Raw genomic sequence first — 14844 nt, forward strand, 5'->3', positions numbered from 1 at the left:
GCCCTTTGCTTACTTTGGGGCTTTTCCAAAGTGAGCCGCTGTAAGAGCGGAACCATAGGTGGCCGTTACCGAAGAAACGGATATACCCCCCCTCTCAAGAACCCACCAAAGGCAACGAAAAACTAAACACCGCCCCACACGGCTCCAGGTTCTGCGCCCAGATATCCCCCTGATGCCGACCAATGATGTTCTTGCACAACGCCAGCCCAATCCCGTTACCACCCACCTTCGACGAAAAGAACCCGTCAAAGATTTTCTCCCGCGCCACGGCCTGAATCCCGCGTCCACAATCCTCGACACTCAACCGCGCCACGCTTCCATCACGGCAGGCATGCAACCGCAGCACCCGACGTTCGACGGGCAGCTCGCTCATCTCTTCAATAGCATTGAATGCCAGGTTCAGAATCACCTGCCCGATCAGCACTTTTTCACAAAGCACCATCAGCGGTTCAATACTGGGGAACAGTTCCAGCCGAACCTGACTCGGCTCGGCCCGCAGGCTGATGAAATATTGGGTTTCCTGCAGCAACTCATTGAGGTCCACCCACTCCGCGCTCCGCTCCAGCTTGACCACATAATCACGCACACTCTTGATGATGGTTGACGCATGCTCGACCTGTCGCACGGCACTTTGCAGCCCCCAGTTCACTCCCTGGTCGGCACTGTGGGTATCGCCCAGACGAATCAAAACCCCCTCGATAAAATTGCGGGTGGCCGCCAACGGCTGGCTCAATTCATGGGCAATCGCCACCGCCATCTCGCCCATGGCGTTGTATCGGGCCAGGTATTCAAGCTGCTGTTCACTGACACGCCGGGCTTCCTCAGCGCGGATCAGGTCCCGCTTCACCTTGTCTTCCCGGGAAATATCACGGAACTGCACCATCAGCACGTCGCGCCCGTCCAGGTGCACCAGCGTCGCGACCGCTTCCGAAAGAATCTCCACCCCGGCCTTGGAGCGATAACACCACTCGATGGTGCGCTGGCCACTGCGGGCCGCGCGCTCAAGCCAGCGCAGGCCGATGGAGCGCTTGTACTTCGGTGCGTCCCGGGTCATGTCCGGGGCCTTGAGCGGGATCAGTTCTTCCAGGGTAAACCCCAGCGCCGACAGCGCCGCGGTGTTGGCCCAGAGGATGTCCTTGCTCTGCGCATCGTGAAGGATGGTGCAGATCGGCATGGCTTCGATCAGGGTGTGGAAATCATTGTTATTGGGTAGGTACATCGCGTAGCCCTTGGCGGTGGATGGGACGACTACGGTGGCAAGTTATACCGGTTTGCAGCCGGGGGCACGCTCAGAAGTAATCGGGGGCGCAGTAGGGGATTTCTTTAGCCGGTGGGCTGCACGCCCCAATAGTTGACGGTGGACGGGCTTTTTACACTGGCCCCATCAACGCCTGCCACGGCGTCCATAACAACTACAACGGAGAAAGCCCATGCTGCGTTCTGCCCTCGTGCAACCAGACGCTTTACCCGACGTGCAGCCCGCGCTGTTCCAGCAGGTGCTCGATGAGGTGCGCCAGCGCCGCGACGAGTTCGACGCCGGCTCCCACGTGCCACGGGACATGATCGAACGCTTCAAGCAGGTGGGCATCTACCGGGCGGCCACGCCGCGTTGTTTCGGCGGCGATGCCCTGGCCCCGGCCAAGTTCTTGCAGATGATCGAGCGCATATCCGAAGCCGATGGCTCCGCCGGTTGGGTCGCCAGCTTCGGCAGCGCCGGGGTGTATCTCGCGGCCTTACCCCAGGAAACCCTCACCGAACTGTATGCCGACAGCCCCGACCTGGTGTTTGCCGGTGGCCTGTTCCCGTTGCAACCGGCAGAAACCGTCGAGGGCGGCTGGCAGGTCACCGGCACCTGGAAGTTTGCCAGCGGCTGCAAAGGCGCCGACTTGCTGGGCGTGGGCATCGGCGCGGCGGGCGGCAAGCCACGCACTGCCGTGTTCAACCCCAGCCAGGTTGAAATCATCGAAAACTGGGACGTGGTCGGCCTCAAGGGCACCGGCAGCCATGACTTGCGCGTTACCGACCAATTCATCGACGAGCGCTGGACCTTCATCCGTGGCGGCGCTGCCACCATTGATGAGCCGCTGTTCCGTTACCCGTCGATTGCCTATGCCGCCCAGGTGCTGGCGGTGGTCAACCTGGGCCTGGCCCGTGCGGCCCTCGATGAAATCAGCGCCATGGCCAGCGGCAGCGGCATCACCGGCGCACCGAAACTGGCGGACCGCGCCTACGTGCGCATCGAAATCGCCAAGGCCGAAGCCCGGCTGAGCGCCGCTCGGGGCTTTTTCTACGGCGCCACCGAACAAGTGTGGAACTCGATCCTCGCCGGCAACCCGGTCACGGCCGAGCAAACCAGCCTGCTGCGCCTGACCGCCATTCACGTGTCCCAGGCCGGCGCCGCCGTGGTGCAGAGCGCCTACAGCCTGGCGGGCACCACCGCGATCTACCTGCGCCACCCGCTGCAACGCTACCTGCGCGACGCCATGGTGGTGACCCAGCACGCCTTCCTCAGCGAAGGACTGTACGACGGCGCGGGCTCGGTGTTCCTCGGCGTTCCTCCATTTCCTGGCTACATCTGACTTTCAAGGATCAACCCATGTCCCAAGCCACTCAAGAACCGCTGCGCGTTGTGTTTTGCATCGGCATCACCCAGAACTTTTTCGACCTGCCTACCGGCGAAGGCCTGAGCGTGTGGAAAGGCTTCAGCCAGATGATGGGCGACCTCGGCGCCATGCCGGGCATCAATGTGCTGGGGGCGATGGATGACGACCGCTTGATGGTCGGCCCGTCGACCACCTCGCCGTGGACCGTCTACATCATGGCCGACGTTGACTGCCACCAGTCGGTGATCGACGCCTGCAACCTGTTCCGTACCACGCCGGTGGGTGAATACAGCCTGTGGCGCTACGCCAAGGTTGAAGCGCGGATTGGCCGTCCGCTGACCATTCCCGAAGCGGCCAGGGTGTGAGCCATGGACCTGTTGCAGCGTGTTGAAACCCTTGAAGGGGAGAGCCAGGTAAGGCGCTTGATGGCGCGCTACATGGACCTGTGCGACGTGCCCCGGGCGGCGATGAACGTCCGCGAGTTGGCCGGGTTGTTCACCGTGGATGCGGTCTGGGAAGGCATTGGCACAAGTGCCGCGCAGACCTTCGGCCAGCATCAGGGGCGCGACGCGGTGGCGGCGTTTGTCGGCAGCTACCTGCCACCGTCGGATCACTTCGCGTTGAACCTGCATTACCTCACCAGTGAGTCGATTCAGATGGACGGCAACACGGCTGCGGGGCAGTGGATCATGCAACAGATTTCCACCTACGCTGACCAGCGCAGCGAGTTGTTCGGCACGCGGCTGACCATCGATTTTCGCCGCGTCGACGGCACCTGGCTGATCGCGCATTTCCGTACGCAGCGCCTGTTCAATAGCATGTTGGGGGTGAACCCATGAGTACCTTCGTCAGCGAATTTCTCTTGGGTGGCAGCGGAAAACGCGTAGCCATCAAGGACTCCATCGACATCGCCGGGTATCCGACCCGCTCGGGCAGCCGTGCCTTTGATGATGCGTCGCCCGCGACCCGGCATGCAGACGTGGTGCGGTTGGTCCTCGACGCCGGCTGGCAGATCGTAGGCAAGACCAACCTGCATGAACTGGCATTTGGGGTCACCGGCATCAACGACTGGAGCGGTACGCCGATCAATCCCCAGGCGCCTGATCGGGTACCGGGCGGCTCCTCCAGCGGTTCGGCCGCGGCCGTTGCGGCGGGCCTGGCGGATATCGCCATTGGCACCGATACCGGCGGCTCGGTGCGAGTCCCGGCCGCGTGCTGCGGGGTTGCCGGTTTGAAGCCGACCTATGGCCGAGTCAGCCGCACTGGTGCGCAACCGGCGGTATCCAGCCTCGATTGCGTCGGTCCGTTTGCCGCGAACATGCAGGACCTGATCGCCGCGATGCAGGTGATTTGCCCGGGTTTCCAGCCACAGGCGGCGCCGTCCGGCAGCGTGCAGGTGGGCTTTCTGGATGTTGCCTGTGAGCCATGGCTGAAGGCGAGCCTGATGGCTGCCGTCGACGCGGCCGGCTGGCGTCAGCAGCGTCTGCATCTGGAGGATTTCGATGCAGCGTTCGGTGCGGGCCTTACGGTGATTAACGTCGAAAACTGGGCAGCCTTCGGTCACCTCACCGGTAAGGGACTGATCGGTGCGGATGTCGAACAACGCTTGTTGGCTGCCAGCCGCACCAGCGCCGCTGATTTGGCCGAAGCCGAAGTCGTGCGCACCCGCTTCAGCCATCAGGTGGACGCCGCGCTCGAAGAATTCTCCGTGATGCTGCTGCCGACGATGCCGGACCTGCCGCCGACCCTGGCCGAAGCCCGCAACGGCAGCCAGGCCGTGGCCCGCATGACGCCATTGGTGCGGCCATTCAACCTCAGCGGCCACCCGGCGCTGACGGTACCTGTGACCCTGGCCGACAGCGGGCTGAAAGTCGGGCTGCAGATTGTCGGCCGCAAGGGCCAGGACGAATGGGTGTGTGCCCTCGGCGCACAGCTGCAACAGAGCATCACGGCTCGCCAATAAGAACAACGCCTTGAGGAGGGCTCCATGAGTACCCATGAATACCGGCTGATTGCCAAATCGAAAAGCCTCGACGAGTTGGTCAAGCACGATCGCGTCGACGTCTCGCTGTACAACGACCCGGCGCTGTTCGAGGCCGAACTGGAAAAGATCTTCTACCGCACCTGGGTCTGGGTCGCCCATGAAAGCGAAGTGCGCAACAGCGGCGACTTCAAGACCGCGACCATCGGCCGGCGCCCGGTGATCGTGGTGCGCGACAAGAAAGGCGCGATCAACGTGCTGGAAAACCGCTGCCGCCACCGTGGCGCTACGGTTTGCGAGAAGCACAAGGGCAACGCCACCGGTTTCACCTGCCCGTATCACAGCTGGTCCTATGGTTTGGACGGCAAGCTGCGGGCGCTGCCTTACCCGGACGGCTACGAAGGCATCCTGGAAAAGTCCGAATTACCCCTGACCAGCCTGCGGGTCGACAGCTACGCGGGAATGGTATTCGCCAGCTACAACGACGACATTGAACCGTTGGCCGACTTCCTCGGCGGGGCCAAACACTGGATGGACCTGTTCATGAAGCAGGGCGCCGGCTACCCGATCAAGACCCAGGGCGAACACAAGTTCAGCTTCAAGGGCAACTGGAAGATCCAGCTGGAAAACACCACCGACGGCTACCACTTTCCGATCGTGCACAAGTCGTTCATGTCGTCGGTGGACGCCGAGACTTCGGAAATGCTCTCGTTCATGACCGACGAGCAGGCCGTCACCCACTCCCTGGGCAATGGCCACAGCGTGATGGTGATGGTGCCCGAGCATGTCGACCTGGACCATGACGACGGTACCGAGCAGTTGCAGGAGCGTTTCGCCCACGTCACCGAAGAACTGTCGAAAACCATGGAGCCGGCCCAGGTGCGACGCATCGTGCGCTCGCTGCACGGCGCCGGGTTCAACCTCAACCTGTTTCCCAACGTCGCCATGTCGATGTCGTTCTTCCGGGTGCTGCGCCCGGTGTCGGTCACCGAGACCGAAATCCGCCACGTCGCCCTGGGCATGGAGGGCGGCCCGCAGGTTGCCAACCGCGAGCGCCTGCGCATCCACGAACACTTCCAGGGCCCGTTCGGCTTTGGCAGCCCCGACGACGCCGAGGCCTGGGACCGGGTGCAACGCGGCTCGTATGCCGGCGTGGATGCGCCGATCCTGGTCAACCGTGGCCTGAACCGCGAAGTGCTGGCCGACAACGGCGACAAGGTATCCCACGCCACTGATGAAGGCGGCATGCGCGGGGCCTATGACATGTGGAAAAGGATGATGAGCCAATGAACACCCTGACTGGTTTTACCGCACCGCTGGCCCAGGCCATCGAATTCATCTGGCGTGAAGCCGAACTGCTGGACCACAAGGACTACGTGCAATGGGCCGCGTTGTGGAGCGAGAGCGGGCGCTACGTCGTGCCGATCGACCCGGACACTGACGATTTTGAAGCCAACCTCAACTACGCCTTTGATGATGCGCGCATGCGTGACTTGCGCATCGAACGGCTGACGGCGGGGTATTCACCGTCGGCGGTGGATGCGGCGAAAACCGTGCGCAGCGTTTCGCGATTCACCTTGGTGGAAGCAGCGGGAGAGGTGGTGGAAGTTAACTGCACGCAGTTGCTGTATGCCTACAAGCGTGGGGTGCACACGCCGTTCGTGGCTGACCTGAATTACCGCATCCGCTTCAACGCCGGGGTGGTGACCCTGGAGCGCAAGGTGGTGCGGCTGATCAATTCCACCGACAGCCTGAGTGCACTCGGCTTCCTGCTGTGAACCCGATCTGACCCACCACACAGAACCAATGTGGGAGCTGGCTTGCCTGCGATAGCGGTGTGTGAGCCAGCCCTTCAGGTACTGACCCACCGCTATCGCAGGCAAGCCAGCTCCCACATTTGAAATGAGGACATCCTGATGAACCGAATCGCCCTTGTAACCGGCGCCTCCCGCGGCCTTGGCGAATGCATCGCCCGGCGCCTGCACGCCGCAGGCTACCGCGTGGGCCTGGCGGATGTGCACCTGGACGGCGTGCAGCGCCTGGCCTCTGAACTCGACAACCACGGCGAAACCGCCGTCGCCCTCGAGCTGGACGTGCGCAACAAGGCGGATTTTATTCGCGCCCGGGACCTGCTCAGCGAGCGTTGGGGCGGCACCGATATCCTGGTAAACAACGCCGGGGTGTCGAAAGTTGCGGCGCTGATGGACATCACACCCGAGGAATTCGATGAATCGATGGCGATCAACCTGCGGGGCACGTTCGTGGCCTGCCAGGTGTTTGGTGCGCATTTCGCCGAACGAGGGTTCGGGCGCATCGTCAATATCGCCTCCCTCGCCGGGCAAAACGGCGGCACTGCCACTGGCGCGCATTACGCGGCGGCCAAGGGCGGCGTGGCCACGCTGACCAAGGTCTTCGCCCGTGAACTGGCGCCCCGGGGCGTGACGGTCAACAGCATTTCGCCAGGCCCGCTTGATTTGCCGGTGGTGCACGAAACCGTGGCCCCGGAGCGCCTGGAGCAGATCCTCAAGATCATCCCCACGGGCACCCTCGGTGACCCGCGCACCATCGCCGACACCGTGCTGCTGTTGATCGCCGACCACGCCGCCTCGATCACGGGCGCGTGCTGGGACATCAATGGCGGGCTGTTCATGCGCTAGTCACCCCCGAAGAGAGTGGGCCTGCTGCGCAGTCCAGCGAGAGCAAACTCCCTCGCCACAGGATAGCGTTCAACCGAAACAACAGGATTCAGGTGCTGCAATGATGAAGGTGAAGATCGAACGCATCGTCGATGAAGCGCTGGATATCCGTTCCTTTCGCCTCGTGCGCAGTGACGGCCAGCCTCTCGACAGTTATGAACCCGGGGCCCATGTGGACCTTACCGGGCCGACCGGCGTCACCCGCCAGTATTCGCTGTGCAGCCCGCCCCACGATGGCCGCGCGTACCTGGTGGCGGTGAAGAAAGAGGCGCAATCCCGTGGCGGCTCCCTGGCCCTGCATGAGCAGGTGCAGGAGGGCATGGAACTGGAGATGGGTGCGCCGCGCAACCTGTTCCGCCTCGACCCGGATGCGCCGGCCCATGCGCTGTTTGCCGCCGGTATCGGGGTGACGCCGCTGTTGAGCATGGCCTATCGACTGGCCGACAGCGGCCAGCCGTGGCGCCTGCACTATTTTGCACGTTCGGCGCAGTACGCGGCGTTTACCCAGCTGTTGGCCGATACGTTCGGTGAGCATGTGCAGTTTCACTATGGCGTCGAGCCGGGTGCGCTGGATGCGGCCTTGAGCACCTGCCTGGAGCAGGCGGGCGCGTCTGCCCACGTCTACACCTGCGGCCCCGCACCGTTCATGCACAAGGTGGTGGAAGTGGCGGCCCGCAGCCGCCCCGAGGAGGCGATCCACCTGGAGCACTTCCAGGCCGATCCGGCGGCGAACGCCGGGTCCAGTGGTGGTTTCGAGGTGGAGCTGGCCAGCTCCGGCGTGGTGCTGCAAGTACCGGCGAATTCCAGCCTGGTGGACGTGCTGCAGGCCCATGGTTGCGACATCGACACCGAGTGCCGCGAAGGCATCTGCGGCACCTGCATTGTCGAGGTGCTGGAAGGCGTGCCCGAGCACCGTGACAATTGCCTGTCGACCAAGGAGAAGGCCGCCAACCGGCAGATTTGTGCGTGTGTTTCCCGGGCAGTTTCCGCTCGTCTGGTATTGGATATTTGATCGGCGCTACCCGTAAGATTGCTTGGACCAAAAAAATAAAAAACGTGAGGCCTTGCGGTCATGATGAGTTCAACGGTGCAACGTAATGAATCGTTCGAGCGTTGGTTACAGCAGGTTAACCAGGCCTGTGGACGCTTCGATGCCCGGGCCCTGGGCGCGGGGTTTTATGGGGAGTTGAGCGAGTTTCGCAGCGGCGCGATCAAGCTCAGCGTGGTTGATATGGCCCAGGTGCATCTGTATCGCAGCAGCAAGGAAGTCAGTACCGGCAACGAGGGGCACTATTACGCGGTGTTCCAGTTGCAGGGCAGCGCGCAGCTGGAGCAGGGTGACAACCGTGCGCAACTGGGCTGCGGTGACATCGCCCTGATCGACGCTTGCCGTCCCAGTGACATGACCTACCACGACAACTCCCGGCAATTGTCGCTGATCCTGCCGCGCCAGGTGGTGGAGCGCGGTTCGCACTTCACTGCGGTCAACTGCGCGACCCGTATCTCGGCGCGCACGCCGTTGGCGCTGATGGCCAGCCAGATGGTGCTCGACACCCGCCAGCAAAACGACCTGGGCATGCAGGAAAGCGAAGCCGTGCTGGATGCATTGGTCAGCCTGTTGCTGCCGGGGATCAGCGCCCGGGACAACGGCGTGGATACCCAGGAACGGCAGTTTCGCAAGACTATCGCCTACATCGACGCGCACATCGGCGCTGAAGAACTCTGCCCCGAGCTGATTGCCCGGGAAGTCGGGGTGTCGGTGCGCGGGCTGTACCGGATGTTTTCCAAGCGCGGGCTGGTGGTGGCGCAATACATCAAGCACCGACGCCTGGATTTCTGCGCCGAAACCTTGCGCCATTCGCCGGCGGAGCAGAAGCTGTCGGCACTCTGTTATGCCTGGGGCTTCTCCGATTCCAGCTACTTCTCATCGGCGTTCAAGTTACGCTTCGGCGTGTCACCGGGCGAGTACCGCAAGCGCTATAGCCATCATTGATGCGTGCCGCCCCCGGACCTGGAATGCATTTTCCTGTGGGAGCCGGGCTTGCCCGCAATGCAGGCCACTCGGTCTGACAGGTACACCGCATCGATCCCATCGCAGCCTCGCTAAAGCTCGACAGCTCCCACATTGAATGCATTTTCCTGTGGGAGCCGGGCTTGCCCGCGATGCAGGCCGCTCGGTCTGACAGGTATACCGCAGCGATCCCATCGCAGCCTCGCTAAAGCTCGACAGCTCCCACATTGGAATGAGGTCAACTGTGGGCTGGCTTGCCTGCGATGCAGACCACTCGGTCTGACAGGTACACCGCAGCGGTCCCATCGCAGCCTCGCTAAAGCTCGACAGCTCCCACATTGGAATGAAGGTCAACTGTGGGAGCTGGCTTGCCTGCGATGCAGACCACTCGGTCTGACAGGTACACCGCAGCGATCCCATCGCAGCCTCGCTAAAGCTCGACAGCTCCCACATTCAATCATCGCGCGCTACGGATACAACACCTCGCGGACCAGCATGGCGATGCTGGTCACGCCCATCTTTTCCTTGATCTTGGTGCGGTGCACGTCAACGGTCTTCACGCTGATGTTCAGCTCGCGGGCAATCACTTTGCTCGCTTTGCCGTCCACCACCAGCATCAACACTTCTCGCTCCCGGCTCGTCAGCAGCGCCAGCTTGCCTTGCAGATGCTCGCGCTGTTCCTGGTCGGCCTGGGCCTGTACAGCGGTCTTCAGCGCGGCCTGGATGCGGTCGATCATCTGTTGCGGGTTGTAGGGCTTCTCGACGAAATCCAGCGCGCCGTTTTTCATTGCGGTGACCGACATCGGTATGTCGCCGTGGGCCGACACGAAGATGGTCGGCAAGGTACTGCCGCGCCGGTTGAGGATCTCCTGCAACTGGAAGCCGCTGGTCTGCGGCATGCGCACATCCAGCACCAGGCAGGCGGGCTGTCGCGGGTCGTAGTGCTCAAGGAACTCTTCGGCCCCGGCGAAGCATTGGGCCTTTACGCTGACCGACTCCAGCAGCCAGGCCAGCGAGGTACGCAGGTCTTTGTCGTCATCAACGATGTAAACGATCGGTGTGCGAATTTCCATCAGGGACTGCCACGAGAATTTCTAATTATTGTTTTCGCACGCGGGCACGCTGCGGCGGACATTGGCTCATCTGTGGAGCCTTGCCAGCAGAATACCCAGTGTGAACGGCCCTGACGATAAAGAAACCACCTAGTCGGCATGGGGATCGTCTGAATGGTCGCGCCGCATGGGGCGTCTTAGTCTTGTGGCATCACCCACGGACCGTAAAGGGGCACCGACATGGCCGACCTGAGCCAGCAGCAAATCGACTTTCGCAACGCCATGGCGCAACTGCCGGCCGCGGTGAACATCATCACCACCAACGGCCCGGGCGGGCGTTGCGGGATCACGGCGAGTGCGGTGTGCTCGGTGACGGATTCGCCACCCACGGTGTTGGTGTGCGTGAACCGTGGGAGTGCGACCCATGATGTGTTCCGTACCAATGGTCAGCTGTGTGTGAACGTACTGTGCGGGGAGCAGGAGGAACTGGCGCGGCATTTTGCCGGGATGACCCAGGTGCCCATGGCGGAGCGGTTTGCCTGGGATCTGTGGGATGGTGGCGAGACAGGTGTGCCGGTGCTTCGGGACGCGTTGGTGCAGCTGGAAGGGCGGATCAGTGAGTGCAAGGAAGTGGGCTCCCATTCAGTGATGTTTGTGGAGTTGTCGCGGATAGGCGTTCGGGAGGAGGGTGACAGCCTGGTGTACTTCAATCGGCTGTTTCACCGAATTGAACATGCTGGCGCCCATTGCTGAAGATGCAGAGGATCAAATGTGGGAGCTGTCGAGCTTTAGCGAGGCTGCGATAGCGGTGGGTCAGGCACCCAGTTTATTGACTGTGCCGACGTCATCGCAGCCTCGCTAAAGCTCGACAGCTCCCACAGGGGACGTGCTTCGTTGGTTAGAAGTTAGTGGCGAACACCACTTGGCTGTAGAGGTTTTTATCGTGGTTGCCCAGCTGCGTGCCGCCTTGCTCGGCGCTCTTGTCCGGCTGGTACAGGCCGATCAGCGGCATCACCGTCAGGTGGTCGTTGACGTGCCATTCGGCATACAGGTCCAGCTCGTGGCCGTCGTTGTTGCCGAGGTTGCGGTCGATGGTCTTGAAGTCGAACAACATCGCGCCGACGTTGAGGTTCTGCAGGGGCGAAACCTTGAACGTGACGTTCTGGATGCGTGAGTTGTTGTTGAACGGCCCGGCGTAGTTGCCCGCCACTTCACCCTGGAACCAGGTGCCGTAGCCACGGCTGAAACCGTAGAACAGCGGGTCGAAGCCTTCCGAGAAACGGCTGTAGCGGTAGCTCACATACGGCGTCCAGGTCACGTCGGAGAAGGCCCAGCCGGCTTCCAGGTACCAGGCGTCTTCGTTGCCGGTGTGGGGCTTGTCCTGCCAGGCGTATTCGCCGGACAGGAACAGGTTGGTCACCCCGGCATTGCCCGTGGCCCGCAGGCTGTAGGTCTTCATGCCATCGCGTTCCAGCTGCGTGGGGGAGGCATACTGCTTGTCGACATCGGTGGTGTCGATGTACGTCAGCCCCACGGTGCCTTCGGCGGCCACGTGTTCGAGGGTGGCGACGTACATCTCGGTCTTGGCCTGGGCACGGTTGTCGGACTTGAGCCACATCAGGTCGCTGCGCCAGCCGTCCTTGCCGCCCAGGCGCAACACGGCGGTTTCGTCGAAGGCCTTGCGGGCGGCGATGTAGTAGCCGCCGCCGCGATTGAGGTCGCCATCGGCCACGCCCTTGCCGAAGTTCAGCGCGTCGCCGTCAATCAGGAAACCGTCGCCGACCACGATGTTCTGGCGGCCGAAGGACAGGTCCACGCCATTCTCGCCCAGAGCCTCAAACAACGTGCCCGAGCGCCAGCCAAGGTAGGCGTCTTCGAATTTTGTGGTGCGCTCCGAACCGTCGCTGAAACCTGCGGCATCGCCGTCGCCCCAGGTACCGGAACTCAGCAGGTTGGCCGCACCGTAGGTGGTGCCGGCGCCGCTGAAGCTCTTGTCGAAGCTCAGGCCGTACTTCACGTAGCCCTCGCGCCAGGACGAGGAGCCCTTGGCGAGGCGGCCGGATTGACTGTAGTTCTGCTGGCTATGGAAGGCACCGAAGACCGCTTCCAGCGTGGCGTTCAGATGACTGCTGTCATCGGCGTACAGCTCATAAGCGCCGGCCGGGTTGGCACCGATCAACAGCGCGAGGGTCGAGAGACGAAGCAAGGGGGACTTGAGCATGGTGTGGCATCCATTCTTGTTCATGACCACAGGGTTGGGGTCTGCCGCGATACTAATGCTGGCGAAGTGACGTGCCTTTTGTCTGGTTGCCAAAGACTTGACTGTGCTTGCCAGAATCCACGGTTTGGCAGCCCGGCCAATACGACTGGCACGCAGGGCAAAACCCGAGCGACCTTGAGCCCTGACAATCGTCGGCAATTTCGATGATTTCCAAGGTCGTTTTTCTATGTTCACTGCACACAGATTGTCCCTGGCCGGCGTGCTGTCGCTGGTCCTGGCCCACAGCGCATTCGCCGCTGAATGCGGCCCTGACCAGAGCCGTGGCGCCCAGGTTTTCGCCAACGAATGCGGCGTGTGCCATGCGGTGGCGAAGGGCGGCACGACAATGATGGGGCCAAACCTGGCGGGCATTTACGGGCGTAAATCCGGCTCCCTGGCGGGCTTCAGCTACTCCCAGGCGATGCGTGACAAAAACGTCGAGTGGCAAGCCGAGACCATCGCGCAATTCATCACCCAGCCCCAGGCGTTTGTGCCCGGCACCTACATGCCCTACATGGGCCTGGCTTCGGCCGACGATCGCCAAGCGGTCGCCTGCTTTCTCAAAGAACAACATTGAATACAGGTGAATCATGAGCAACGTTGAAATCCTGCCGCAGGTGGCTGCATTCCTGGACCGTCGTCATGGCTGCTTTATCGATGGCCAGTGGGTATTTGCCGAGGGCGAACACATCAAGGTGGTCAACCCGGCCACCGGGCAAACCCTGTGCGAAACCCTCGATGCGCCGCTGCACGTGGTGGAACAGGCGGTGCAGTCATCCCATGCGGCGTTCAAGTCCCGCGTGTGGTCTGGCTTGCGCCCGGCCGACCGTGAGCGGATTTTGCTGAACTTCACCGCGTTGGTTGAGGCCCATGCCGAGGAACTGGCGCAGCTGGAAACCCTGAGCCAGGGCAAGTCGATCAACCTGGCGCGGGGGCTGGATCTGAACGCCACTGTGGAGTTCATGCGCTACATGTCGGGGTGGGCGACCAAGATTGAAGGGCAGACCTTTGACGTGTCGATCCCTTTGCCGCCGGGGGCCAGGTTCACTGCGTTCACCAAGCGTGAGCCGGTGGGCGTGGTGGTGGGCATCGTGCCGTGGAATTTCCCGCTGCTGATTGCGGCCTGGAAGTTGATGCCGGCGCTGGCGACCGGGTGCACGGTGATCATCAAGCCGGCGATGGAAACGCCGCTGACGGCGATGCGCCTGGCGGAGCTGGCGCTGGAGGCGGGGATTCCGGCGGGGGTGTTCAACGTGGTGACCGGCGGCGGGGCGTCGGTGGGGGGCGTTCTGACTGCTCATCCGTTGGTGAGCAAGGTGTCGTTTACCGGTTCGACTGCCGTGGGCAAGAGTGTGGGGGTGGCGTGCATGGAAAACATGACGCGGTTTGCCCTGGAATTGGGGGGCAAGAATCCGATGATCGTGTTGGCGGATGCGGATATTGATAAGGCGATCCAGGGGGCGATCCTGGGTGGGTTGCTGAACAACGGGCAGGTGTGTGCGGCGGCTTCGCGCTTTTATGTGCATCGTTCGGTTTATGACCGGTTTGTCGAGGGGTTGGCGGCGGCGGTGTCGGCGATGCCGTTGGGGGCGGGGATGGATGGTGAGGCGGCGATTAATCCGTTGGTGTCGCGCAAGCAGCAGCAAGGCGTACTGCGCCATATCGAGCAGGCCCGGGCTGAAGGGGCGCGGGTGGTGATCGGTGGGGATGAGGTCGCGGGTGAGGGGTTTTATGTGCGGCCGACGATTTTGGCGGATATCGATCATGGGATGGCGGTGGCCCGGGAGGAGGTGTTTGGGCCGGTGTTGGGGGTGATGGCGTTTGATGATGAGGATGCGGTGATTGAGCTGGCCAATGACAATCGGTATGGGTTGGCGGCCAGTCTTTGGACCAATGATCTGGGTAAGGCGATGAACCTGGTGCCGCGAATCGAGGCGGGGACGGTTTGGGTGAATGCGCATGTGTTGCTGGATCCGGCGATGCCGTTTGGCGGGGTGAAGCAATCGGGCATGGGGAGGGAGTTTGGGCGGGCGGTGATTGAGGCTTATACCGAGCTGAAGTCGGTGTGTATTGCGCATTGATTGGGGGCATATCCGTTATTTAGGTAACGGCGACTTATGGTTTCGCTCTTACAGCGAGTTACTTTGCAAAAGCGGCAAAGTAACCAAAGCGCTCTGCCCCGCCTGTCGGCGCCTCGCTGTGGCTCGGCGTTCCCTCACTCCGGCATTGCTCCGCGGGCCG

Annotated in this window: 15 protein-coding genes; 12 read left to right on the forward strand and 3 right to left on the reverse strand. The window is 62.3% G+C overall.

Annotation, left to right across the window (positions count from 1 at the left end; genetic code table 11):
* Positions 1 to 94: 94 nt before the first annotated feature.
* Complete coding sequence (locus tag K0H47_RS19615; RefSeq protein WP_177027580.1) at positions 95 to 1219, reverse strand: sensor histidine kinase; 1125 nt, start codon at positions 1217 to 1219, stop codon at positions 95 to 97.
* Between the two features lie 211 nt (positions 1220 to 1430).
* Here K0H47_RS19615 and K0H47_RS19620 point away from each other — a divergent pair, with 211 nt between their 5' ends.
* The 9 genes from K0H47_RS19620 (at position 1431) to feaR (ending at position 9273) form a co-directional block, all read left to right on the forward strand.
* On the forward strand, positions 1431 to 2579 hold the full coding sequence (locus tag K0H47_RS19620) for an acyl-CoA dehydrogenase family protein (RefSeq protein WP_063029041.1): 1149 nt from the start codon (positions 1431 to 1433) through the stop codon (positions 2577 to 2579).
* A 17-nt stretch (positions 2580 to 2596) separates the two neighbouring features.
* Complete coding sequence (locus K0H47_RS19625; RefSeq protein WP_003208867.1) at positions 2597 to 2968, forward strand: hypothetical protein; 372 nt, start codon at positions 2597 to 2599, stop codon at positions 2966 to 2968.
* A gap of 3 nt (positions 2969 to 2971) precedes the next feature.
* Positions 2972 to 3442 carry a nuclear transport factor 2 family protein gene (locus K0H47_RS19630; protein WP_177071982.1) on the forward strand — a complete coding sequence of 157 codons (471 nt, stop codon included), beginning with the start codon at positions 2972 to 2974 and terminating at the stop codon, positions 3440 to 3442.
* The gene (locus K0H47_RS19635; protein ID WP_177071983.1) at positions 3439 to 4566 is read left to right on the forward strand and encodes an amidase; all 1128 of its coding nucleotides are present in this window, start codon (positions 3439 to 3441) and stop codon (positions 4564 to 4566) included. Before K0H47_RS19630 ends, K0H47_RS19635 begins: the two co-directional genes overlap by 4 nt.
* A 24-nt stretch (positions 4567 to 4590) precedes the next feature.
* Positions 4591 to 5874: a Rieske 2Fe-2S domain-containing protein gene (locus K0H47_RS19640; protein ID WP_003208861.1), complete on the forward strand. Its 1284-nt coding sequence runs from the start codon at positions 4591 to 4593 to the stop codon at positions 5872 to 5874.
* Entirely contained in the window at positions 5871 to 6362 is a 492-nt protein-coding gene (locus K0H47_RS19645) for an aromatic-ring-hydroxylating dioxygenase subunit beta (protein ID WP_219273459.1), read from the forward strand. Before K0H47_RS19640 ends, K0H47_RS19645 begins: the two co-directional genes overlap by 4 nt.
* Before the next feature lie 138 nt (positions 6363 to 6500).
* Complete coding sequence (locus K0H47_RS19650) at positions 6501 to 7241, forward strand: SDR family NAD(P)-dependent oxidoreductase (protein WP_177071985.1); 741 nt, start codon at positions 6501 to 6503, stop codon at positions 7239 to 7241.
* A gap of 100 nt (positions 7242 to 7341) precedes the next feature.
* Positions 7342 to 8292, forward strand: coding sequence for a PDR/VanB family oxidoreductase (locus tag K0H47_RS19655; protein WP_219273460.1), 951 nt, complete (start codon positions 7342 to 7344; stop codon positions 8290 to 8292).
* A 60-nt stretch (positions 8293 to 8352) separates the two neighbouring features.
* Positions 8353 to 9273 (forward strand): transcriptional regulator FeaR, encoded by a 921-nt coding sequence (gene feaR, locus K0H47_RS19660; protein WP_063029053.1) that lies wholly within the window; start codon positions 8353 to 8355, stop codon positions 9271 to 9273.
* A gap of 485 nt (positions 9274 to 9758) precedes the next feature.
* Here the strand turns inward: feaR and K0H47_RS19665 are convergent, their stop codons facing one another.
* Positions 9759 to 10364 (reverse strand): response regulator transcription factor, encoded by a 606-nt coding sequence (locus K0H47_RS19665; protein ID WP_087695222.1) that lies wholly within the window; start codon positions 10362 to 10364, stop codon positions 9759 to 9761.
* Between the two features lie 219 nt (positions 10365 to 10583).
* Between K0H47_RS19665 and hpaC the strand changes: the two genes are divergently transcribed.
* Entirely contained in the window at positions 10584 to 11096 is a 513-nt protein-coding gene (gene hpaC / locus K0H47_RS19670; protein WP_063029057.1) for a 4-hydroxyphenylacetate 3-monooxygenase, reductase component, read from the forward strand.
* Positions 11097 to 11241: 145 nt separating this feature from the next.
* On the opposite strand, the gene K0H47_RS19675 is transcribed toward hpaC, so the two are convergent.
* Positions 11242 to 12564 carry a hypothetical protein gene (locus K0H47_RS19675; RefSeq protein ID WP_177027626.1) on the reverse strand — a complete coding sequence of 441 codons (1323 nt, stop codon included), beginning with the start codon at positions 12562 to 12564 and terminating at the stop codon, positions 11242 to 11244.
* A 226-nt stretch (positions 12565 to 12790) separates the two neighbouring features.
* Between K0H47_RS19675 and K0H47_RS19680 the strand changes: the two genes are divergently transcribed.
* Both K0H47_RS19680 and K0H47_RS19685 read left to right on the forward strand, forming a co-directional pair.
* Positions 12791 to 13180, forward strand: a complete 390-nt coding sequence (locus K0H47_RS19680; RefSeq protein WP_063029061.1) for a cytochrome c family protein — start codon at positions 12791 to 12793, stop codon at positions 13178 to 13180.
* 13 nt (positions 13181 to 13193) lie between these two features.
* Complete coding sequence (locus tag K0H47_RS19685; RefSeq protein WP_093208571.1) at positions 13194 to 14684, forward strand: aldehyde dehydrogenase family protein; 1491 nt, start codon at positions 13194 to 13196, stop codon at positions 14682 to 14684.
* Positions 14685 to 14844: the final 160 nt, after the last annotated feature.

Origin of the sequence: Pseudomonas sp. Xaverov 83, assembly GCF_019352905.1 — a bacterium.
Classification (GTDB): domain Bacteria; phylum Pseudomonadota; class Gammaproteobacteria; order Pseudomonadales; family Pseudomonadaceae; genus Aquipseudomonas; species Aquipseudomonas yamanorum.

Excerpts from the sequence above, each read along its gene's own strand:
- K0H47_RS19645 (WP_219273459.1), top strand. The coding sequence starts at position 5,871 with ATGAACACCCTGACTGGTTTTACCGCACCGCTGGCCCAGGCCATCGAA.
- K0H47_RS19680 (WP_063029061.1), top strand. The coding sequence starts at position 12,791 with ATGTTCACTGCACACAGATTGTCCCTGGCCGGCGTGCTGTCGCTGGTC.
- K0H47_RS19685 (WP_093208571.1), top strand. The coding sequence starts at position 13,194 with ATGAGCAACGTTGAAATCCTGCCGCAGGTGGCTGCATTCCTGGACCGT.
- K0H47_RS19650 (WP_177071985.1), top strand. The coding sequence starts at position 6,501 with ATGAACCGAATCGCCCTTGTAACCGGCGCCTCCCGCGGCCTTGGCGAA.
- K0H47_RS19635 (WP_177071983.1), top strand. The coding sequence starts at position 3,439 with ATGAGTACCTTCGTCAGCGAATTTCTCTTGGGTGGCAGCGGAAAACGC.
- K0H47_RS19665 (WP_087695222.1), bottom strand. The coding sequence starts at position 10,364 with ATGGAAATTCGCACACCGATCGTTTACATCGTTGATGACGACAAAGAC.
- K0H47_RS19655 (WP_219273460.1), top strand. The coding sequence starts at position 7,342 with ATGATGAAGGTGAAGATCGAACGCATCGTCGATGAAGCGCTGGATATC.
- K0H47_RS19615 (WP_177027580.1), bottom strand. The coding sequence starts at position 1,219 with ATGTACCTACCCAATAACAATGATTTCCACACCCTGATCGAAGCCATG.
- K0H47_RS19630 (WP_177071982.1), top strand. The coding sequence starts at position 2,972 with ATGGACCTGTTGCAGCGTGTTGAAACCCTTGAAGGGGAGAGCCAGGTA.
- K0H47_RS19620 (WP_063029041.1), top strand. The coding sequence starts at position 1,431 with ATGCTGCGTTCTGCCCTCGTGCAACCAGACGCTTTACCCGACGTGCAG.
- feaR (WP_063029053.1), top strand. The coding sequence starts at position 8,353 with ATGATGAGTTCAACGGTGCAACGTAATGAATCGTTCGAGCGTTGGTTA.
- hpaC (WP_063029057.1), top strand. The coding sequence starts at position 10,584 with ATGGCCGACCTGAGCCAGCAGCAAATCGACTTTCGCAACGCCATGGCG.
- K0H47_RS19625 (WP_003208867.1), top strand. The coding sequence starts at position 2,597 with ATGTCCCAAGCCACTCAAGAACCGCTGCGCGTTGTGTTTTGCATCGGC.
- K0H47_RS19675 (WP_177027626.1), bottom strand. The coding sequence starts at position 12,564 with ATGCTCAAGTCCCCCTTGCTTCGTCTCTCGACCCTCGCGCTGTTGATC.
- K0H47_RS19640 (WP_003208861.1), top strand. The coding sequence starts at position 4,591 with ATGAGTACCCATGAATACCGGCTGATTGCCAAATCGAAAAGCCTCGAC.